The following is a 19,561-nucleotide window of genomic DNA, read 5'->3' as shown; positions in this document are numbered from 1 at the left end:
TCGCCATGAACGAGCCAACATTGCAGTCCCGCCTGGACCGCCTGGAGTCGCTGGAGGAAATCCGCATGCTGCCGGCCAAGTACGCCTTGGCCCTGGATATGCGCGACCTCGACGCCTGGGTCGGGCTGTTCCCCGAAGACATCAAGGTGGGCCAGGACAAGATCGGCCGCGCCCACCTGAAGGCCTGGATCGACGACACCCTGCGCCTGCAGTTCAGCACCACCTCGCACCATATCGGTGGCCATATCATCGAGTTCAAGGACCCGGACAACGCCAGTGGCGTGGTCTATTCGAAGAATGAGCACGAGGCCGGGCCCGAGTGGGTGATCATGCAGATGCTCTATTGGGACGACTACCAGCGCATCGACGGCCGCTGGTACTTCCGTCGCCGCCTGCCGTGCTACCTGTATGCCAGCGACCTGAATCGCCCGCCGATTGGCGAGAAGAAGATGCGCTGGCCGGGCCGTGAGCCCTATGACGGTTCCTGGCATGAGCTCTGGCCTAGCTGGAAAACGTTCTGGAACAACAAGCCCGGCGATGCGCTGCCGGAAGTCGCCGAGCCGGCGCCGCTGGATGCCTTCCTCGAGCGGATGCGGCGCGGTTCGTCTGCACCGAAGGTGAGGGTCCGCTGATGTCGAGCCTTGCCCCAGCCAGCCTCGACAGGCTGTTCGAACCGGTTCATCTGGGCGAGTTGCGCCTGGCCAACCGCATCGTCATGGCGCCGATGACCCGCAGTCGCGCAGACGCCTTCGATGCGCCGAGCGAGCTGCATGCGGCCTACTACGGCCAGCGTGCGGATGCTGGCCTGATCGTGGCCGAAGGCACCTATCCAAGCCCGGACGGCAAGGGTTACTGCCGCACACCGGGAATCGTTACGCCACAGCAGATCGATGGCTGGCGCCGGGTGACCTCGCAGGTGCAGCAGCGGGGCGGGGCCAGCACGGTCCTGCAACTGATGCACGTGGGGCGTGTCGCCACCCGCTACAACAAGGCGGCTGACGCCGAAACCGTCGCGCCATCGGCTATCGCCGCGCGCGGAAGCCTGTTCAGCGACAGCCACGGCATGGTGCCGATGGACGTGCCGCGCGCCCTGGAAACCTCGGAAATCGTCAAGGTGATCGAGGAGTATCGACAGGCCGCGCTGAATGCCCGTGCAGCAGGATTCGATGGTGTCGAGTTGCACTGCAGCAGCGGGTATCTGCCGATGCAGTTCCTCATGGCCTGCAGTAACCAGCGGCAGGATGGCTATGGCGGCTCGCTGCAAAAGCGCATTCGTTTCGTGGTTGAAACCCTCGAGGCATTGAGCGAGACCATTGGTGCCGGCCGGGTCGGCCTGCGGATCATCCCCGGTAACCCCTACAACGACATGCAGGACGATGACCCGGCTGCCACCTACGGTGCCCTGCTCGACGCCATTGACCCGCTGGGCCTGGCTTATGTCCAGGTCAGCCGTTCACCGCAGCCTGGCCTCGATGCCTTTGCCTTGGCGCGCCGCCATTTCCGGGGGGCGTTGGTGCTCAACGACGGTTTCGATGGCTGCAGTGCCGCGCAGGCCATAGACGCCGGCATGGGCGAGGCTGTTTCCTTCGCCCGTCATTTCATTGCAAACCCCGACCTGGTGGAGCGCCTGCGCAAGCATAGTGCGCTCGCCGAGTTCGACCGTTCCACGCTCTACACCCCAGGAGCTCGCGGTTTCACCGACTATCCGGCCCTGGGCGAAGTCGCCAACACGCAGGATCTCCGTACATGAGTCTGCCCGCTGCTAAACCCCAAACCATTCCTGCCGCCCTGGCGCTGTCTGCCCGTCGTCATGCGCAACAGATCGCCATCGATGATGGCGAGCTCAAGATCAACTATGCGGAATTGGAGCGCCTCAGCCGCGCTGCCGGCCGGGCGTTGCTGGCCCTCGGGCTAGAGCCGGGCGAGCGCGTCGCAATCTGGGCGCCGAACAGCCATCACTGGCTGGTGGCCGCCTTGGGAAGCCTGATGGCCGGGGCCGTGCTTGTACCGCTGAGTACCCGCATGAAGGGCGGCGAGGCCGCGGATATTCTCAGGCGTAGCGGTGCGCGCGTGCTGTTCAGCGTCGGCGAGTTTCTCGGCAGTTACTACCCCGACCTGCTGGCGGAGCAGTCTCTGGACGGCCTCATGCAGACAATTGTCTTCGAGCATGCGCGGGAGGGCGACTCTACCTGGCAGGGCTTCCTCGCCCTGGCCGAGGAGGTGCCCGATCAAGCGCTGGAGCAACGTATCGCCGCCCTTGATGGCGACAGCCTCTCCGACCTGATGTTCACCTCCGGCACCACGGGCTATCCCAAAGGCGTGCTCTGTGCCCATGGCCAGAACCTGCGACTGTTCGACAACTGGAGCGAGATCGTTGGCCTCCAGGCTGGCGACCGTTACCTGATCGTCAACCCGTTCTTCCATGCCTTCGGCTTCAAGGCCGGCTGGCTTGCCGCGCTCATCCGTGGGGCGACCATCCTGCCGCAGCGGACCTTCGACGCTGAAGCCGTGCTGCAGCGTATCGAGCAGGATCGGGTGAGTTTCCTGCCCGGCCCGCCGGCGCTCTATTCCGCCATGCTGGACCATCCTCGTCGCGGCGATTTCGACTTGTCCTCGTTACGCGTGGCCGTTACGGGGGCTGCTTCGGTGCCGCCTATCCTGGTGCAGCGGATGAGCGAGGAGCTGGGCTTCAAGAGCGTGGTCACGGCCTATGGCCTGACCGAGAGCTGTGGCCTGACGACTGTTTGCCGGCCCGGCGACGATGCGCAGACCGTTGCCAGTACCTGTGGCCGGCCACTCGATGATATCGAGGTGCATTGCGTGGATGCCGAGGGCAATCCGGTGCCGACCGGCCAGCCGGGCGAGGTGCTGATCCGTGGCTACAACCTGATGAAGGGGTACTTCAATGACCCGCAGGCGACCCTGGAGGCTATCGATGCGCAGGGCTGGCTGCATACCGGCGATGTGGGTGTGCTCGACGAGCGCGGTTACCTGCGGATCACCGATCGGCTCAAGGACATGTTCATCGTCGGTGGTTTCAACTGCTATCCGGCAGAGGTCGAACGCCTGCTCATGGAGCATCCGGCGGTCGCCCAGGCGGCTGTGGTCGGTATTGCCGATGAGCGCCTAGGGGAAGTCGGCAAGGCCTATGTGATAGTGCGCCCTGGCGCCAGCCTGACGGCCGATGAGTTGATCGCCTGGAGCCGCGACCGGATGGCCAACTACAAGGTTCCGCGCAGCGTGCGGGTCGTCACAACCCTGCCGCTCAACGCGGCGGGCAAGGTGCTCAAGGGCGAGCTGCGCGGTTGACGATCAGGCACCTCCCGGCGCGCCTTGCAGTTGCGCCAGGTTGAAACCTTCGTGGCGCATCCGCTCCAGCAGCGCCTGCCAGAATGGCAGGCGCGAGGTGTCGCCCACGTGCTGGAAGCGGCCTGCGTCGATGGAAAAGAGTTGTTCTGCATCGAAGGCGTAGAGCAGGGCGAGGTCGTCCCGCTCCGAGACAGGGCGGATGCTGTCCACCAGGTTGTCCAGCACCAGGGGCTCTGACTCGGGGCTTGCGTAGTAGGTCAGCACCATATGCGCCTGATTCTGCTTCAGTACCCGGGAATAGGTAATACGCAACTTGTGCTGGGGAATGCCGAGCTGGAGCAGGCTGAAGTACTTGGCCAGGACAAAGTCCTCGCAGTCCCCCGCACCCTTGGCCAGGGTTTCGACTGGGGTGGCCCAGTAATCCTTGCGCTTCCACAGCGCGAGGTCGTCGCTGAAGCTCACCTGCTGGTTGATGTGGCGGTTCACCGCATGGAGCTTGTCCAGTTCGGACAATGGCGAGCTGTTCTCGATCAGGTCGTGCCAGGCCTGGAGGCGATCCTTGGCCGGGGCCGTGCGCCCATAGCGTTTCTCCGCCTTGCGCAGCACCTGGTCGAAACTCCAGGCTGCCTTGGCTTCGGCGGCGCCGAACAGCATGCCGGTGCTGAGCGTGGTGATCGCGATCACCCGCCAGAGGACATTGGAAAAACTGTATCGAGAGACAGACTGGAGCAACGGATTCAACCTCCAAGAAAGCGGCCTGGGCCGGGTTCAAACGGGTGGATCAATCCGTTGAGCAGGTGATTGGCGTGAGAAGACCTCCGCCAGATCAAAGATGGCTGCACGTTAGCGTCATTCAAAACACCTTCGCAAGCAGCCCGCCGACCTGTGGTCGGAAGCCAATGTGAGTGCTCGAGCCGAGAAGTGACGGGTGGGCTCTAGCGTGCGGCTTCTGCCGGTGGGACCTTGGCAACCGGTCGTCGGAAGAGCTTGTGGATAACCTTTGGAGTCCCCCCGATGCGCGGAAAGATCGGGCGCATACGGAGGGACGGGGCAACTCGATCAATGTCCGTATTCGATCCGTTGCTGATGAATCAAGGATCTGTACTGGGGTGCCGGTTGCGTCGCCGGTTCTGCTTCTTCGGAACTGAATTGCGGGCCTGCTGCTGACGGTTCCTCCTCGACCATTTGGATGAAGTTCTGGCCTGCACTTTCTCTTGCCTGGAGCCGCTGTTCCTGCATGACGCGATAGTCGCTCAGGCGATCACTACCGTTTTCCGCGAGTATCACGGGTGGTGCGGCGGTTGCCTGCATGGCGGTTACAGCTGCGAAGGTGAGTAACAGGCCGGAAAGGGCTTGTGTGGTGAATGTCGATTTCATGACGGCTTCCTCTTGATCCCCACTTCCCCCAGAACGCAGATTCTAAGGGCGTCTGAGCGCATTGCCAGTGGAACCGACAGATCTCTGACGTATGGAGCGGTTCAAGACGAATGGGCGGCAATAAACCATTGAATGGCATGGAATATTCCATGGTTTATGCTCGTTTTCAGGGCTCTTCAGATCCTCTTTTGGGGCTGAGTGATCCAATAAAGGACAGGCCGTTTTCCAGGTGTTGCGCAGGGTTTACGGATTGCCTTCCGACCGGTGCGTTTGCCTCATGGGGTGGAGGCTTTGACGGTGATCTCAGAGCCCATACTTGTGGGGGCGAATGCATTGGCCCTGTCGGCGTTAGCTGTTGCTAGCCATCAACGGTCGGGCTGGGAGCCCTGTAGGAGCGAGGGGGACGCCGAGTTCTTGCTCGCGAAATGTGCCCGTTCGCCAGCAAGCTGGCTCCTACAAGGGAGCCAGCCAGTGACAACACTTAACTGGGACAGAGCCAACGCATTTGCCAAGCGTCTCACCGGGGGCCGGTTGGCGAAGCCAAGGAGGTAATCCCAGCCTGTTTGGTCACCCGGCGACACGCGGTCATCGGCCACCCGGCGGCAACCTTCCTCACACTTCGCAAACCCCCATTCCACGGGCCTTGCGCGCTAGTCTCATCGGACGATGCCACCCCCTTGGCGAGCCGATTTAATCCCTCCTCATAGAGCCCCACGCCTGGTGCGTGAGGCGATAACGCTAATGAGGAGAACCGCATGGATATCCGTGGCCTGGGCTACGTCACCGTAGCCTCGACTGACCTGAACCGTTGGCGCGAGTACGCCGCAGGGGTGCTCGGCATGATGGTCGAGGCCGGTTCGGAAGACGCGCTCTACCTGAAGATGGACGAGCGCCATTACCGCATCCTGGTTGAGAAGGCCGATCGTGACGGTTACGGTGCCTGCGGTTGGGAAGTGGCCGGCAAGGCAGCCTTCGAGCAGGCCATCGCCGAGCTGCAACAGGCTGATGTCGTGGTGCAGCGCGGCTCGGCGGCGGATGCGAGCCTGCGCAAGGTGCAGGAGCTGGCGCGCTTCTGCGACCCGGATGGTAACCGCCACGAGCTGTTCTGGGGGCCGCGTCAGGACTTCGCTCCGTTCGTCTCCCCGGCCGGCGTCAGCGGCTTCATCACCAGCGATCTGGGGATGGGGCATGCGGTGCTGCCAGCGCCAAGTTTCGACCGCTGCCTGGACTTCTACGAGCGGGTCCTGGGCTTCGGCCTCTCCGACCTGATGAAGGTGCGTTTCACGCCCGACCCCGCCGAGCCGGAAAAGCGCATCCACTTCCTCCATTGCAACAACGGCCGCCACCACTCGCTGGCGCTGTTCGAGTGCCCAATTCCGTCCGGCTGCGTACACCTGATGGTGGAAGTGCGGGAGCTGGATGACGTCGGCCGTGCGCTCGACCGTATGCACGCCAGCGGCGTGAAGCTTTCGGCCACCCTCGGCCGCCACACCAATGACGAAATGACCTCGTTCTACATGCAGACCCCGGGCGGCTTCGACCTGGAGTACGGCTGCGGCGGCAAGGTCATGGACTGGGATCGCCACCTGCCGTTCGAAAGCACAGTGGTGAGCTACTGGGGCCACGATTTCAGCGTCGGTCGTCGTTAAGGGAGATCAGAGAATGGATAAACGAATGACAGCGGCCGACGTGGTCGGCCAGCTACGCGACGGCATGACCATCGGTATCGGCGGTTGGGGCCCGCGGCGCAAGCCCATGGCGCTGGTCCGCGAGATCCTCCGCTCCGACCTCAAGGACCTCACGGTGGTCGCCTACGGCGGTGCCGACATCGGTATGCTCTGCGCTGCCGGCAAGGTCAGGAAGCTGGTCTACGCCTTCGTCTCGCTCGACTTCATCCCGCTAGAACCCTACTTCCGCAAGGCCCGCCAGGAAGCGGCGGTGGAGGTGATGGAAATCGACGAAGGCATGCTCCTGCTCGGCCTGCGCGCTGCCGCCATGCGCGCGCCCTTCATCCCCACCGCTCTTGGCCTGGGTACAGATGTGCTGCAAATCAACCCGCAGCTCAAGCTGGTGGCTTCACCTTACGACGACAGCCGCGACTGGGTCGCCATGCCGGCGCTGAAGCTGGATGCCGCGCTTATCCACGTCGACCGTGCCGACGCCCGGGGCGTGTGCCAGATCGCCGGGCCCGACCATTACATGGATGACCTATTCGTGCGCGCCGCCGACAAGGCCTACGTGAGTTGCGACGAGCTGGTACCGAGCGATTTCTTCCACGCCGACCCCGAGAACGCCCGCAAGGTGTTTTGGGAGCGCAACCGCACCACCGGCGTCGTGCACCTGCCGGGTGGGGCACACCCCTCGTCCTGTGCACCGCTGTACGGCTTCGACGTGGCCCACTTCAAGGCCTACAACGCGTCGGCTGGCGAGCCGGATGGCTGGCAGGCCTATGTCGAGCAGTACGTGAACTGCGGTGAAGAGGAATACCTCGCCCGCGTGGGTGGCCTGGAAGCCATTCGCAAACTGCCGCTCCCGGTTTTTTGAATACGAGAGTTGAGGACGCCCAGATGACCCCGACCAATCAAGCCTACAGCCTGGCAGAGCTGATGATCTGCGCCGCCTCCGAGACGTTCCGCGACGATGGCGAAGTGCTTGCCACCGGTATCGGCGTGCTGCAGCGCCTGTCCGCGTCCCTGGCCATGCTCAACAGCAACTCGGAGCTGATGATGACCGACTCCGAGGCCTTCATGGTCGCCGAGCCGGTGCCGCTGGGCCCGCGTGGCGGCTACCAGCCGAAATGCGACAGCTGGATGGGCTTCTCGCGCATCTTCGACAACGTCTGGAGCGGCCGCCGCCATGCCCTGGTAGGTCCGGTTCAGGTCGATCGCTTCGGCCAGGCAAACATTTCCTGCATCGGTGACCACGCCAAGCCCAAGTCGCAGATGCTCGGCGTGCGTGGTTTCCCCGGCAACTCGATCAACCATGCCAACTCCTTCCTGGTGCCCAGCCACAACAAGCGGGTCTTCGTCGAAGGCGAGGTGGATGTGGTGTCGTCCGTTGGCTACAACCCGGCGCGCCTGGCGCGTGGTTGGTCGATGGACGAGATCGACATTCGCCTGATCATCACCGACCTCTGCGTCATGGACTTCCAGGGCCCTGACCGGCAGATGCGCGTTCGCTCGCTGCATCCGGGCGTGACCGCTGCCGAAGTCCAGGCCGCCACCAGCTTCCCGCTGCACCTGCCGGAGTCCATCCCGACCACGGCGGCGCCGACCCTGGAGCAACTCATCCTCATCCAGCAACTGGACCCGCACAACCTGCGTGCCAGCCAGCTCAAGGACAATCCGCCGGGCGTCCGCGCCCCGCAATGAATAACGACAAGAAGGCCTGAAGTCCCGCGAGACGGAGCAGCGCAGATGAACGAGAACATAGATAACAACGATCAAGTGGTGCTCTACGAGGTGCAGGGCCCGGTGGCCCTGGTGACCATGCACCGCCCCGAGTACCACAACGCGCAGAACTCGCGGATGACCTATGCCCTGGATGCCGCCTTCAAGCGCGCCTGTGACGATGATGCCGTGAAGGTCATTGTCCTGCGGGGCGCTGGCAAGCACTTTTCAGCCGGGCACGACATCGGTACGCCGGGCCGTGACGTCAATCAGAGCTTCGACCGCGCCAGCCTCTGGTACGACCACGTGAACAAGCCGGGCGGCGAGTTCCTCTATGCCCGCGAGCAGGAGGTCTACCTCGGCATGTGCCGGCGCTGGCGCGACATGCCCAAGCCGACCATCGCCATGGTGCAGGGTGCCTGCATCGCCGGTGGCCTGATGCTGGCCTGGGTCTGCGATCTGATCATCGCCTCGGATGACGCCTACTTCTCCGATCCGGTGGTGCGCATGGGTATTCCCGGCGTCGAGTACTTCGCCCACGTCCATGAACTGAACCCGCGCATCGCCAAGGAGTTCCTCTTCCTCGGCGAGCGCATGCCGGCCGAGCGCGCCTGGCAGATGGGCATGGTCAACAAGGTAGTGCCGCGCGACGTGCTGGAAGACGTGACGATGGACGTGGCCCGGCGCATCGCGCAGATGCCGCGCCTGGGCCTGCAACTGACCAAGCAGGCGGTGAACAATGCCGAGGACCTGATGGGCAAGCGCGCCACCATGGACATGGTGTTCGGGCTGCATCACTTCGCTCATGTGCACAACGAACTGGTCAGCGGCGACAAGCTGGGCGGCTACGACGCCCGCGCCATGGCCCAGTCCCAGCGCAATTCGGCGGAGGCGTGATGGCGATTTCCCTCGATACCCGCCTGACCCAGCTACTGGGTTGCCGCTACCCGATCATCCAGACCGCCATGGGCTGGGTCGCCGACCCGAAACTGGTTGCCGCCACCGGCAATGCCGGCGGCTTCGGCTTCCTTGCCGGCGCCACCATCGAACCGGACAAGATGGAGGCGGCGATCCTCCAGACCCAGTCACGGACGGACCGCCCCTTCGGCGTCAATTTCCACATGTATCAGGCCAACGCCGCCGAGATCGTCGAGCTGGTGCTGCGCCACAAGGTGTGCGCCGTCAGCTACAGCCGTTCGCCGGGCAAGGCGATGATCGGCCGACTCAAGGATGCCGGCGTGGTCTGCATCCCTACGGTGGGCGCCCTCAAACACGCGGTGAAAGCCGTGGAAATGGGGGCCGACGCCGTGACCGTGCAAGGCGGGGAGGGCGGTGGCCATACTGGCTCGGTGCCCACTTCGATCCTGCTCGGCCAGGTGGTGGACGCGGTCGATGTGCCTGTGATCGCCGCGGGTGGCTTCAAGGATGGGCGTGGTCTGGTATCGGCCCTGGCGCTCGGCGCCGAAGGCATCGCCATGGGCACGCGCTTCCTGATGAGCGCCGACAGCCCGGTGCCCCAGGCGACCCTGGCGCGCTACCTGGCCGTCCGCGACCCCGCGGCGATCATCGTCAGTCGCGCCATCGACGGCATGCCGCAGCGGATGATCCGCAACGAATTGCTCGACCGTCTGGAGCGCTCGGGTGGCCTGCGCCGCTTGCTCCTGGCCCTGCGCAGTGCCCTGGCCTATCGCCGGCACAGCGGCGCCAGCATCGCCCAGCTGCTCGGCAGCGCCCTGAAGATGAGGGGCAGCGACGGCCTGACCGCCGCGCAGACGCTGATGGCCGCTAACGCGCCAATGGTGATCCAGAAGGCCATGGTCGACGGCCAGCCCGAAGAGGGCGTGCTGCCCGCCGGGCAGGTCGCCGCCAGCATCGACAGCCTGCCAGGCTGCGCCGAACTCATCGAATCCATCGTGCAGCAGGCCGAGCAACGTCTCGCCGAGCTGTGCCGCCGTGCATCCTGAGGGGGAGAAGGCCATGGCAACACCATTTCATGTCAGCATCGACAACGGCATCGCCGAGATGGTCTTCGACCGTCCGCCGGTGAATGCCTTCGACAGCCAGGGCTGGGCGTCCATCGCCGCCGAGCTGGAACGCCTGGGCGAGGCGCCCGAGGTACGGGTCATCGTCATCCGCGCCGAGGGACGAGGCTTCTGCGCCGGGGTCGACATCAAGGAACTGGCGGCCAACGGCGACCTGATCGTCGCTGTGAACAAGGGCAACTACGACAGCTTCAAGGCCGTCCACCGTAATCCCAAGCCAGTGATCATCGCCGTGCATGGCTTCGTTCTCGGCGGCGGCATTGGCCTGTGCGGCGCAGCGGACATCCTGGTCGCCTCCGAATGCGCTCGCTTCGGCGTGCCCGAGGTGGACCGCGGCGCGATGGGTGGCGGCGCTCACCTGCAGCGCCTGTTCCCGGTGCAGAAGGTGCGCCACATGTACTTCACCGGCGAGATGATCGATGCCGCCGAGGCCTACCGCTTGGGCGCTGTTGAACGCGTGGTCAAGCGCGAGGAGCTGCGCGATGCGGCCCTCTCGATCGCCCGCCAGATCGCCGCCAAGAGCCCGGCCATGATCGCCCTCGCCAAGGAGGCACTGACCGGTATAGAGGACGGCAACCTCGAAGACAAATACCGCTGGGAGCAAGGCTTCACCCTGCAGGCCTACCGCTCGCTGGATTCCCAGGAAGCCCGCGATGCCTTCGTCGACAAGCGCGATGCCAACTTCAAGGGCTGAAAACCTATGGAACTGACCTATACGCAGGAACAACAGGCCTTCCGTGAGGAGGTACGCGCCTGGCTGGCGGCCAACGTGCCGGCCGAGCCGCTGCAGTCCTTCGACAGCGAAGTGGGCTTTGCCCAGCATCGCGCCTGGGAAACCAAGCTCAATGAGGGCCGCTGGGGCATGGTGACCTGGCCGAAGGAGCTGGGCGGGCGCGGCTGCGACCTGATCGAGTGGCTGATCTTCGAGGAAGAGTATTACCGCGCAGGTGCCCCGGCTCGGGTCAACCAGAACGGTATCTTTCTCCTCGGCCCGACCCTGATGGAATTCGGTACCCCCGAGCAGCAGGCGCGTTTCCTGCCGAAGATGGCCACGGGCGAGGAAGTCTGGGCCCAGGGCTGGTCCGAGCCGAACGCCGGCTCCGACATGGCGGCCATTCGCTGCCGTGCCGAACGCAAGGGTGACCACTTCGTTATCAACGGCCAGAAAACCTGGTCGACCCGCGCCGTGTGGGCCGACTGGCTGTTCGGCCTGTTCCGCAGCGACCCGAGTTCGAGCCGTCACCACGGTCTCACCTTCATCCTGCTGCCGCTAAACAGTCCGGGCGTCACCGTGCGACCGATCCCACAGCTCAATGGTCTGCCGGGCTTCGCTGAAATCTTCTTCGACGACGTCAAGGTACCGGTGGAAAACGTGCTGGGCGGGGAGGGCATGGGCTGGCACGTGGCGATGTCCACGGCCGGTTTCGAACGCGGCCTGATGCTGCGCTCGCCGGCGCGTTTCCAGGAAACCGCACGCCGTCTGGTGCAGCTCTACCAGGCCAACCGCGAAGCGGCTGACCAGGACCCGGCCATCGGTGAAGCGGTGATGCGCGCCTGGCTGGATGCCGAGGCCTACACCCTGAACACCTACATGACCGCCTCGCGCCTGGTGAAGGGCGGCAAGATCGGTCCGGAATCCTCCACCAACAAGATCTTCTGGTCCGAACTGGACCAGCGCATGCATGAGACCGCGCTGTCGATCCTCGGCCTGCGAGGCGAACTGCTGCCTGAAGCGCCAGACGCCGGCGACGTCGGCCACTGGCTGGATGGTTTCCTGTTCGCCCAGGCCGGTCCGATCTACGCCGGCACCAACGAGATCCAACGCAACATCATCGCCGAGCGCATGCTCGGCATGCCGCGCGCATAACGGGGGCGCCATGGACTTTACCTTCAGCGACGACCAACTGCTGTTCCAGGACAATGTGCGGGCTTTCCTCACCAATGAAGTGACGCCCGAGCGTATCCGCGACCTCTGGCAAACCGAGAGCGGCCGTTGCGACTACCTCTGGACCCAGCTCACCGAGCTGGGGCTGCCGGCCATGACCGTGCCCGATGGCTTCGGTGGGCTGGGCATGAACGAACTCGATTTCATCCTGCTGGCCCAAGAGTGCGGCTACGCGGCGCTGACCGAGCCGCTGGTCGACACCGTGCTGGTCGGCGTGCCGCTGCTTGCTGCCTTAGGCAACGAGCAGCTCGACCTGCAGAGCGAATGGCTGACCCGTATAGCCGAAGGAAAGGCCCGCTTGGCCGTGGGCCAACCCGGCAATCCACTGGTGGCTGACGCCCATGTGGCCGACCTGCTGCTGCTGCCCCACGGCGATGAAGTGCATGCCGTGCCGCGCGCAGCCGTGGCACTGGTGCGCAACGCTTCGGTAGACCCGAGCCGGCAACTGTTTCGCGTTGACTGGACGCCCACCGCCGCCACCTGTGTGGCTGCGGGTGAGAAGGGCCGCACGTTGTGGGCCGATACCGTCAATCGCGGCGCTCTGGCCACTGCCGCGCAACTGCTCGGCCTCGCCAAACGCATGGTCGACCTGGCCGTGGACTACAGCTTCGAGCGCAAGCAGTTCGGCAAGCCAGTGGGCTCCTTCCAGGCAATCAAGCACTTGATGGCCAACGTTGCCGTGCAGATCGAGTTCGCCAAGGGGCCGCTATACCGCGCCGCCTATGGCATTGCCAACGGACTTTCGGAGCAGGACGCGCAGGTTTCCCATGCCCGCCTGGCGTGCACCGAAGCAGCCCTGCTGGCCGCCAAGAACGCGATCCAGACCCATGGCGCCATGGGATACACCTGGGAAGTCGACCTGCAGCTGTTCATGAAACGCGCCTGGGCCCTGGACAAGGTCTGGGGCGACCGCGGCTGGCACAAGGCACGGATTCGCGAGGCACTGTTTGGCGGGGCGATCCTGCCGGGGGCTGGCAACACCTTCTGATACGGCATCCCTCACCCCAACCCTCTCCCTCCGGGAGAGGGGCTGGGGGAGAGGGAAGCTCCGCTTCACTCCAAATTTCAAGACCCGAGGTACCCCATGCCCGAAGCCTACATAGTCGACGCCCTGCGCACCCCAACCGGCCGGCGCAAGGGCGGCCTGAGCCAGATCCATGCTGCCGACCTCGGCGCCCACGTACTGCGTGAGCTGGTGGCGCGCAATGGTATTCCCGATGACGAATACGACGACGTGATCTTCGGTTGCGTCGACACCATCGGCCCGCTGGCCGGCGACATCGCCCGCACCAGCTGGCTCGCCGCTGGGCTTTCCGACGCTGTGCCCGGCACCACCATCGACCGTCAGTGCGGCTCCTCCCAGCAGGCCGTGCATTTCGCTGCCCAAGCGGTGATGAGCGGCACCCAGGATGTGGTGGTCGCTGGCGGCGTGCAGACCATGACGCAGATCCCCATCTCCTCGGCGATGACCGCTGCCGAGCCGTTGGGCTTCACCGATCCCTTCTCCGGTTCCGAAGGCTGGGTGCGTCGCTACGGCAAACAGCCGCCGACCCAGTTCCGCTCGGCGCAGATGATCGCGGAGAAGTGGGGCCTGTCCCGCGAGGCGCTGGAAGCCTATGCGCTGGAGTCCCACCGTCGCGCCCTGTGTGCAATCGAGGAGGGCCGTTTTGCTCGCGAGATCGTCCCGCTGGCTGGTGTGCAGCATGACGAAACCCCGCGTCAGACCAGCCTGGACAAGATGGCCGAGCTGGAATTCCTGTTCGGCTGCGACCGCGTCACCGCTGCCGTCTCCAGCCAGACCTGCGACGCCGCCAGCGCCATGCTGGTGGTCTCCGAGGCCGCGCTGAAGCGCTACAACCTCACCCCGCGTGCTCGCATCCACCACATCAGCGTACGTGCCGAAGACCCGGTGTGGATGCTCACCGCACCGATACCGGCCACTGCCTACGCGCTCAAGCGCGCCGGTATGAGCCTGGATGACATCGACCGGGTGGAGATCAACGAAGCCTTCGCTTCAGTGGCCATGGCCTGGCTCAAGGAAACCGGCTACCCGCACGAACGCACCAACGTCAACGGTGGCGCCATCGCCCTCGGCCACCCCCTGGGTGCGACCGGCACCCGCCTGATGTGCACGCTGCTCCATGAACTGGAGCGCAGTGGCGGGCGTTACGGCCTGCAGACCATGTGCGAAGGCGGCGGGCAGGCGAACGTGACGATCATCGAAAGGCTGTGAGCCCGTGGCCCTCACCCCCGGCCCCTCTCCCTGGAGAGGAGAGCGGAGAAAAGCGGTCCGTGCATGAACAACCCGCTGCACGGACAGCCCCCTCGTCCTTAAGGGAGCGGGCTGGGGTGAGGGCAACCAAGGTCAAGCCCCTATTCAGCTGTACCGGAGAACCAAAATGCCAATCTGCAAAGACCGCGTAGTCATCATCACCGGCGCCGGCGGCGGGCTGGGCCGGGCCTATGCCCTGGCTTTCGCCGCCGAGGGTGCCAAGGTCGTGGTCAACGACATCAACCTGCAAGCCGCCGAGGCCGTGGTGGCCGATATCCGCGAACAAGGCGGTGAGGCCCTGGCCAACAACGGCGACATCACCCACTACGCCGCCGCCGGCGACATCGTGCGCCAGGCCGTAGAGGCCTACGGCGACCTGCACGTGCTGGTGAACAACGCCGGCATCTGCCGCGACCGTATGTTCGCCAGCCTCACCGAAGCCGACTGGGACGCGGTGATGGCCGTGCACCTCAAGGGGCATTTTTGCCTGGCCAGCCATGCAGTGAAGCACTGGCGCGAGCAGGCCAAGGGCGGTGTCACGGTCAAGGCGCGGATCATCAACACCAGCTCGGGCGCCGGCCTGCAGGGTTCCATCGGCCAGTCCAACTACGCCGCGGCAAAGGGCGGTATCGCCTCGCTGACGCTGGTCCAGGCTGCTGAGCTGGCGCGCTACGGCATCACTGCCAATGCCCTGGCCCCGGCCGCCCGCACCGGCATGACCGAGCAGGTGTTCGCCGACGTGATGAAGAAGCCGGAGGAAGGCTTCGACTACTTCGCACCCGAAAACGTCGCGCCGCTGGTGGTCTGGCTCGGCTCGGAGGCCTCCCAGGCCGTCACCGGGCGGATGTTCGAGGTGGAAGGTGGCAAGCTCTCCATCGGCGACGGCTGGCGCCGTGGCCCCGAGTTTGACAAGGGCGCGCGTTTCGTTCCCGAGGAACTGGGCGGGGTCGTCGAGCAATTGCTGGCCGAGGCGGTGCCGGCGCAGAAGGTGTATGGCAGCTAAGCCTGCCGTTGCCTTGAGGCCCGTGCCGGGTTGCGCAGGTTCTGCGCAACCCGCGCCTGCAACTGGGTGGGAGACAAGTCTTCCCACGGCGCATGCGCTGCTGGCGCAAGTTGGACCGGGCGACGTCCTGTCCGAGCTGATCGGCCTCGTCTATGAAGGCCTGAACGAGGCCACCCCCTGGTACAGTTTTGCCGAGCGGCTCCGCCATCTGTGGGCGGCGCTCAATGTCACGGTCACCTTGCACCACTCCGACGACCTGCCTTGCGATGTGCAGGTGATGTCCGTCGATGAGGATGACGATACCGACTGGCTACTTGCGGAACAGATTCACCGCGAGCGTTTTACCCACATCGAACTGGTTCGACCCGAATCGGTGCTGCCGGGCGATGTCATCGTGTTCGGCCCCACGGATGTGGAGCCCGATTGCGCCGCTTTCCTGGATTCTCTCAATATCGCCAGTTGCCTCAGGACCTGCTTTGCCGAGCCGGGGGGCATGCGCTGCTGGGTTGATGTGATACGTGCCCGCAAGACACCGGAGCATCCTTTCTCCTCCGCAGACCTGGAATTGATCAGAGGCTTGTTGCCCCATCTCACCCGTGCCCTTGGACTCTATGCACGGATCAAGCGCCAGGAGGCAGAAAAGTCGATCTATGAAGGCAGCCTGGACCACTTGGTGCTGGGCTGCCTGGTGCTCGATGGCGATGCGAAGGTGATATGCGTGAATCGCGCCGCCAGGACCATCTTCGACAAGTATCCGGGTATTGAACTGAACCATGAACGGGTGCAGTTGCAGGACCGCATGATGCAACGGGTACTCGAGAAAGCCATGGCCAATGCCATCGCATCCAGAATGCAGCACGGTGCGGACTGCCACGGCGAGCTGGTGCGGTTGCACGCTCAGGATGGCGTGTTGCTGGGGATGCTGGTCACGCCGGTGCCGGTGGCTCCGTACTACCAGGGCAAGCATGTGCCCAGCGTCATCATCTATCTCTCGGAACTGACCGAAAGCTTTGCGGCGCTGCAGGTTTCCAAGAGCGCCTCCCCGGACCTGATCGCCCAGCTGTTCGACCTGACCCGCCAGGAAGCCAAGCTCGCCGCCTTGTTGGCTGCAGGCCGAACCATCAGTGAAGCGGCTGAGCAGATGGGCATTGCGGTGACCGCAGTGCGCAACTACTCGAAGAACATCTACGCGAAGCTGGGCATCAAGGGCCAGACCGACCTCGTGCGGATCGTGTGCAAGAGTTTTGCCCTCCTGCGCTGACCCTCGAACCGTTCTCGATCAGGTGCGGGGTCGGTGTTGCAAGGCAATGGGCAGCAGGGCCGTGGCCGCCAGGGCGCCGCAGAGCAGCAGGGGGAGGGTATAGGTGTGCGTGGTGTCGACGAGGTAACCGACGGCTTCCGGGCTGAACGCGGAGCCAAGGCCGGCGATCAGGTTGCCGATGCCGAGCAGGCTGCCGAAGTTGCGTTGCCCCATCGCCTCCACCAGCAGCAAGGGTGAGAGTTGGTTGACCAGGTTGAAGGTGGTGCCCCAGGTCAGGGAAAAAAGCGCGATTGCTCCCAGGCCCAATACCGGATCGTTCGCTCCCAGGAGGCACAGGATGCCTGCGGTACCGATGACGGTGCCGATCAGCAGGATGTTCTTTGCCCTCCAGCGGTTACTCAACAGGCCAAAGGTGAAATTGCCGATCAACGCAGCAGCGCCGATGCCGGCGTAATAGAAGGCAGCGTCCTGGGCCGAATATCCGGCAGAGATGAGATAGGGAACGAGCGCGATGAAGATGCCGAGGCTGCTCAGGGTCAGCAGCAGCTGCATGGCGATCCACATCCAGTACCGCGGCATGCGTAACGCGTGGCCGATTCCATGACCAAGGGACTCGTCCGCTGGCTGCAGGCCCACGACCGATGTGTCGTCAGGCATGCGTGCCAGCCATAGCAGCAATGGAGCGCAGATCAGCAGAATCATGCCGGCGATGGCCAGCATCGTACTGCGCCAGTCCACCTCAGCGATGGTGTGGGTGAGCAGTATGGGGAAGATCACGGCGCCAATGGAGGCGCCTGAGAGCAGGATGCCGAAGGCCAGGCCTTGCCGGTTTGGCACTATCCAGCGTGTGGCCAGGGTGATGGCCGGGACATAGGTCGAGGCGCCAACGCCAAGGCCACTCAACGCCATTGCAAGCGTGAGCTGGGTGATGTCAGGACTCCGCGAGGCGAGCAGATAGCCCAGCGCAGCCATGATGGCGCCCGCTGTCATGACCGGTCGCGGCGAGATGCGATCGAGCAGCCAGCCCGCCACGGGCATTGCCAGGGTCATGCTGAAAATGAACGCGGTAGCCAGGCGCGCGGCCTCTTCGTTGGAGCATCCCAGGGACGTGGTGATCGGCAGGGTGAACACGCTGATGGAGTTCAGGGTAGTGCCGAAGATGATGCACAGTACCACCGCCAATCCAAGGACGAGGGCCCAACCCTGGCGCTGGTTCGGGTGGCTTTCAGCCTTTGTGGACGGGCCAGTGCGGTCTGCCGCTACCGCGTCGATATCCAGCCCAACCACCGTGTTTTGCAAACGCGCCATATCGAAACTCTCTTGTTGTTATCGGTCGGGACTTTGCGTCCGGAGTCTAACCATCGCCTGACCACCGGATATCGCCCATTGGGGTTAGGCATCTTTAGTTGTCCGTCGATCTCTTGCTCCAGTACCAGTTGGTACTGGTTCGTTCATTCGCTATCTCAATAGGATCGATCACGCTGTGGCAGGCATTGGGTCGATCCCGTTCAGCCTCGATCAGTCCGAAATGAGGTTTCTGGAATGAATTCGAGGAGGCAGTAGTGAGCTGGAGAGAATACCGGCGTGCGGCAGCGGGACAGGTTCCGGTCTTTCCGATTGCAGGCGCGTATGAGTCGGGTGTGGTGCCCATTCGCTTCAGCGGCTGGCCTTTGTCACAGCAAGGCCCTGCCTACCCAGCACTGGACCAGGACATCGAAGCTGATGTGGTCGTCGTCGGTGCCGGGTTGGTTGGGGCTTCCTTGGCCTTGCATCTGGCCGAGGGTGGTGTACGTGTGGTGGTTCTGGAGGCGGATCAACCCGGTAGCGGTGCATCCGGTCGCAATGCCGGGCATGTGCAGCCCTACCTGGGTTCCGTTGAGCCACTTCGGGCGCACGCCGACCAGGGGAAGCGTTTCACCGAGTACTTCATCCAGCACCGCGACATCGTCTTCGACCTGTGCCAAAAACACGGACTGCAGGCGGATGCGGTGAAGTCCGGCATGGTCGATGCGGCCTACCGCAAGCATGCCGCGCTCGAGAACAAGGTGAGCCAGTGGAAGGCGTTCGGCTATGACGTCGACATCGTCGGGGCGGCCCGGCTCAAGGAACTGCTGGGCACTGATGCATACGGCTACGGCATCCACTGGCGCGAGGGCGGCCGGGTCAATCCCTACCTCTTCACCAACGGCATGATTGGCGCCGCCGTCCGCCTGGGCGCGAGGGTTCACGGCAACACCTGTGTGGTCGGCTGCGAACGGATCGGGTCGCACTGGCGGGTCCGTTCAGCCACTGGCAGTGTGCGCGCACAGCAGGTGGTGATCTGCACCAACGGCCACGCCGGCAATGCCTTCTTTCCGGAGCTTGCCCGCACCCAGTTCCCGCTGGTGGCCTGCGGGATGGCCACGCGGCCACTGCCGCAGTCGGTGCTGGACATCGTCAATCCGGCCCGGGTCACCCTCATGCAGCATCCCGCCGGCCTGTACCCGTTGATCATCGACGGCCGCAATAGACTGATCACTGCGACCATTCCGGGGCCTGGCCGTGCCCAGAGGGCGGAAACCTATTTCGCTTATTTCCTGCGATATCTGCATCGCACCTATCCGCAGCTTCGCGGCACCCACATCGAACTGGAGTCCTACTGGACGGGCATGACGGCCAATTCGTCCTCCCTCTACGAGGCGGCCTACCCGAAGTTGTACCAGGTGGCCGATGGGGTGCTGGCCCTGATGAATTTCGGCTCATGGGGCAACGTCATGGGCCCGATGATGGGCGCCAACCTGGGCCAGGCGCTGGCCAGCGATCGCCCCCAGGACTTCCTGCTCCCGCTGGAAACCCCGCAGGCCGTGCATTTCCCGGGCCTGTTCGAGACCAAGATCCGACGCGTGCTGATTCCCGCAGCGAGGTGGGCCGACAAGCTGAATCTGGTTTGACGGACGCGTTGGTAGGTAGCTGCAAGAACGCCT

The 19,561-nt window shown here is 64.2% G+C and carries 18 protein-coding genes; 15 read left to right on the top strand and 3 right to left on the bottom strand.

The genetic code is table 11. The features are described from left to right. Nucleotides 1–5 precede the first annotated feature (5 nt). Genes OXH74_RS02480 through OXH74_RS02470 form a run of 3 tightly spaced genes read left to right on the top strand, consistent with a single transcriptional unit; the run spans nucleotide 6 to nucleotide 3,309 of the window. Complete coding sequence (locus OXH74_RS02480) at nucleotides 6–632, top strand: nuclear transport factor 2 family protein (protein ID WP_375739940.1); 627 nt, start codon at nucleotides 6–8, stop codon at nucleotides 630–632. Next, nucleotides 632–1,750 carry an alkene reductase gene (locus tag OXH74_RS02475; protein ID WP_375739939.1) on the top strand — a complete coding sequence of 373 codons (1,119 nt, stop codon included), beginning with the start codon at nucleotides 632–634 and terminating at the stop codon, nucleotides 1,748–1,750. Before OXH74_RS02480 ends, OXH74_RS02475 begins: the two co-directional genes overlap by 1 nt. Then, nucleotides 1,747–3,309, top strand: coding sequence for a FadD3 family acyl-CoA ligase (locus OXH74_RS02470; protein WP_375739938.1), 1,563 nt, complete (start codon nucleotides 1,747–1,749; stop codon nucleotides 3,307–3,309). Before OXH74_RS02475 ends, OXH74_RS02470 begins: the two co-directional genes overlap by 4 nt. Nucleotides 3,310–3,312: 3 nt before the next feature. On the opposite strand, the gene OXH74_RS02465 is transcribed toward OXH74_RS02470, so the two are convergent. Together OXH74_RS02465 and OXH74_RS02460 are read right to left on the bottom strand one after the other, a co-directional pair. Next, nucleotides 3,313–4,041, bottom strand: a complete 729-nt coding sequence (locus tag OXH74_RS02465) for a transglutaminase-like cysteine peptidase (RefSeq protein WP_375739937.1) — start codon at nucleotides 4,039–4,041, stop codon at nucleotides 3,313–3,315. 327 nt (nucleotides 4,042–4,368) lie between these two features. Further along, complete coding sequence (locus tag OXH74_RS02460) at nucleotides 4,369–4,686, bottom strand: hypothetical protein (RefSeq protein ID WP_375739936.1); 318 nt, start codon at nucleotides 4,684–4,686, stop codon at nucleotides 4,369–4,371. Between the two features lie 755 nt (nucleotides 4,687–5,441). On the opposite strand from OXH74_RS02460, the gene OXH74_RS02455 reads away from it, so the two are divergent. From OXH74_RS02455 to OXH74_RS02405, 11 genes are all read left to right on the top strand, one after another. Beyond that, complete coding sequence (locus OXH74_RS02455; RefSeq protein ID WP_375739935.1) at nucleotides 5,442–6,335, top strand: VOC family protein; 894 nt, start codon at nucleotides 5,442–5,444, stop codon at nucleotides 6,333–6,335. Nucleotides 6,336–6,348: 13 nt separating this feature from the next. Continuing rightward, complete coding sequence (locus OXH74_RS02450; protein ID WP_215372635.1) at nucleotides 6,349–7,230, top strand: CoA transferase subunit A; 882 nt, start codon at nucleotides 6,349–6,351, stop codon at nucleotides 7,228–7,230. A gap of 23 nt (nucleotides 7,231–7,253) precedes the next feature. Further along, on the top strand, nucleotides 7,254–8,057 hold the full coding sequence (locus tag OXH74_RS02445) for a CoA-transferase subunit beta (protein WP_375739934.1): 804 nt from the start codon (nucleotides 7,254–7,256) through the stop codon (nucleotides 8,055–8,057). Nucleotides 8,058–8,102: 45 nt separating this feature from the next. Further along, nucleotides 8,103–8,972: an enoyl-CoA hydratase gene (locus tag OXH74_RS02440; RefSeq protein ID WP_375739933.1), complete on the top strand. Its 870-nt coding sequence runs from the start codon at nucleotides 8,103–8,105 to the stop codon at nucleotides 8,970–8,972. Further along, nucleotides 8,972–10,039, top strand: a complete 1,068-nt coding sequence (locus OXH74_RS02435) for an NAD(P)H-dependent flavin oxidoreductase (protein WP_375739932.1) — start codon at nucleotides 8,972–8,974, stop codon at nucleotides 10,037–10,039. The genes OXH74_RS02440 and OXH74_RS02435 overlap by 1 nt, the downstream gene beginning before the upstream one ends. Nucleotides 10,040–10,052: 13 nt before the next feature. Then, entirely contained in the window at nucleotides 10,053–10,811 is a 759-nt protein-coding gene (locus OXH74_RS02430) for an enoyl-CoA hydratase family protein (RefSeq protein WP_375739931.1), read from the top strand. A gap of 6 nt (nucleotides 10,812–10,817) precedes the next feature. Next, nucleotides 10,818–11,984, top strand: coding sequence for an acyl-CoA dehydrogenase (locus tag OXH74_RS02425; protein ID WP_375739930.1), 1,167 nt, complete (start codon nucleotides 10,818–10,820; stop codon nucleotides 11,982–11,984). Between the two features lie 10 nt (nucleotides 11,985–11,994). After that, nucleotides 11,995–13,050, top strand: coding sequence for an acyl-CoA dehydrogenase family protein (locus OXH74_RS02420; protein WP_375739929.1), 1,056 nt, complete (start codon nucleotides 11,995–11,997; stop codon nucleotides 13,048–13,050). A gap of 96 nt (nucleotides 13,051–13,146) precedes the next feature. Further along, nucleotides 13,147–14,295, top strand: a complete 1,149-nt coding sequence (locus OXH74_RS02415) for an acetyl-CoA C-acetyltransferase (protein WP_375739928.1) — start codon at nucleotides 13,147–13,149, stop codon at nucleotides 14,293–14,295. Between the two features lie 166 nt (nucleotides 14,296–14,461). Then, nucleotides 14,462–15,337, top strand: coding sequence for an SDR family oxidoreductase (locus tag OXH74_RS02410; protein WP_375739927.1), 876 nt, complete (start codon nucleotides 14,462–14,464; stop codon nucleotides 15,335–15,337). Continuing rightward, nucleotides 15,327–16,598, top strand: coding sequence for a helix-turn-helix transcriptional regulator (locus OXH74_RS02405; RefSeq protein WP_375739926.1), 1,272 nt, complete (start codon nucleotides 15,327–15,329; stop codon nucleotides 16,596–16,598). The genes OXH74_RS02410 and OXH74_RS02405 overlap by 11 nt, the downstream gene beginning before the upstream one ends. 18 nt (nucleotides 16,599–16,616) lie before the next feature. On the opposite strand, the gene OXH74_RS02400 is transcribed toward OXH74_RS02405, so the two are convergent. Beyond that, nucleotides 16,617–17,906 carry an MFS transporter gene (locus tag OXH74_RS02400; RefSeq protein ID WP_375739925.1) on the bottom strand — a complete coding sequence of 430 codons (1,290 nt, stop codon included), beginning with the start codon at nucleotides 17,904–17,906 and terminating at the stop codon, nucleotides 16,617–16,619. Nucleotides 17,907–18,160: 254 nt separating this feature from the next. On the opposite strand from OXH74_RS02400, the gene OXH74_RS02395 reads away from it, so the two are divergent. Continuing rightward, on the top strand, nucleotides 18,161–19,528 hold the full coding sequence (locus OXH74_RS02395; protein WP_375739924.1) for an NAD(P)/FAD-dependent oxidoreductase: 1,368 nt from the start codon (nucleotides 18,161–18,163) through the stop codon (nucleotides 19,526–19,528). The last annotated feature ends 33 nt before the right edge of the window (nucleotides 19,529–19,561 follow it).

The organism is Metapseudomonas boanensis (genome assembly GCF_042232855.1).
GTDB lineage: Bacteria > Pseudomonadota > Gammaproteobacteria > Pseudomonadales > Pseudomonadaceae > Metapseudomonas > Metapseudomonas boanensis.
Note: the sequence above shows the minus strand (reverse complement) of the source record. Positions and strands in the feature narration are given on the sequence as shown.

Bases quoted from the DNA above. Each gene is read 5' to 3' on its own strand.
- OXH74_RS02480 (WP_375739940.1), top strand. From the start codon at position 6: ATGAACGAGCCAACATTGCAGTCCCGCCTGGACCGCCTGGAGTCGCTG.
- OXH74_RS02475 (WP_375739939.1), top strand. From the start codon at position 632: ATGTCGAGCCTTGCCCCAGCCAGCCTCGACAGGCTGTTCGAACCGGTT.
- OXH74_RS02470 (WP_375739938.1), top strand. From the start codon at position 1,747: ATGAGTCTGCCCGCTGCTAAACCCCAAACCATTCCTGCCGCCCTGGCG.
- OXH74_RS02460 (WP_375739936.1), bottom strand. From the start codon at position 4,686: ATGAAATCGACATTCACCACACAAGCCCTTTCCGGCCTGTTACTCACC.
- OXH74_RS02455 (WP_375739935.1), top strand. From the start codon at position 5,442: ATGGATATCCGTGGCCTGGGCTACGTCACCGTAGCCTCGACTGACCTG.
- OXH74_RS02450 (WP_215372635.1), top strand. From the start codon at position 6,349: ATGGATAAACGAATGACAGCGGCCGACGTGGTCGGCCAGCTACGCGAC.
- OXH74_RS02445 (WP_375739934.1), top strand. From the start codon at position 7,254: ATGACCCCGACCAATCAAGCCTACAGCCTGGCAGAGCTGATGATCTGC.
- OXH74_RS02440 (WP_375739933.1), top strand. From the start codon at position 8,103: ATGAACGAGAACATAGATAACAACGATCAAGTGGTGCTCTACGAGGTG.
- OXH74_RS02435 (WP_375739932.1), top strand. From the start codon at position 8,972: ATGGCGATTTCCCTCGATACCCGCCTGACCCAGCTACTGGGTTGCCGC.
- OXH74_RS02430 (WP_375739931.1), top strand. From the start codon at position 10,053: ATGGCAACACCATTTCATGTCAGCATCGACAACGGCATCGCCGAGATG.
- OXH74_RS02425 (WP_375739930.1), top strand. From the start codon at position 10,818: ATGGAACTGACCTATACGCAGGAACAACAGGCCTTCCGTGAGGAGGTA.
- OXH74_RS02420 (WP_375739929.1), top strand. From the start codon at position 11,995: ATGGACTTTACCTTCAGCGACGACCAACTGCTGTTCCAGGACAATGTG.
- OXH74_RS02415 (WP_375739928.1), top strand. From the start codon at position 13,147: ATGCCCGAAGCCTACATAGTCGACGCCCTGCGCACCCCAACCGGCCGG.
- OXH74_RS02410 (WP_375739927.1), top strand. From the start codon at position 14,462: ATGCCAATCTGCAAAGACCGCGTAGTCATCATCACCGGCGCCGGCGGC.
- OXH74_RS02405 (WP_375739926.1), top strand. From the start codon at position 15,327: ATGGCAGCTAAGCCTGCCGTTGCCTTGAGGCCCGTGCCGGGTTGCGCA.
- OXH74_RS02400 (WP_375739925.1), bottom strand. From the start codon at position 17,906: ATGGCGCGTTTGCAAAACACGGTGGTTGGGCTGGATATCGACGCGGTA.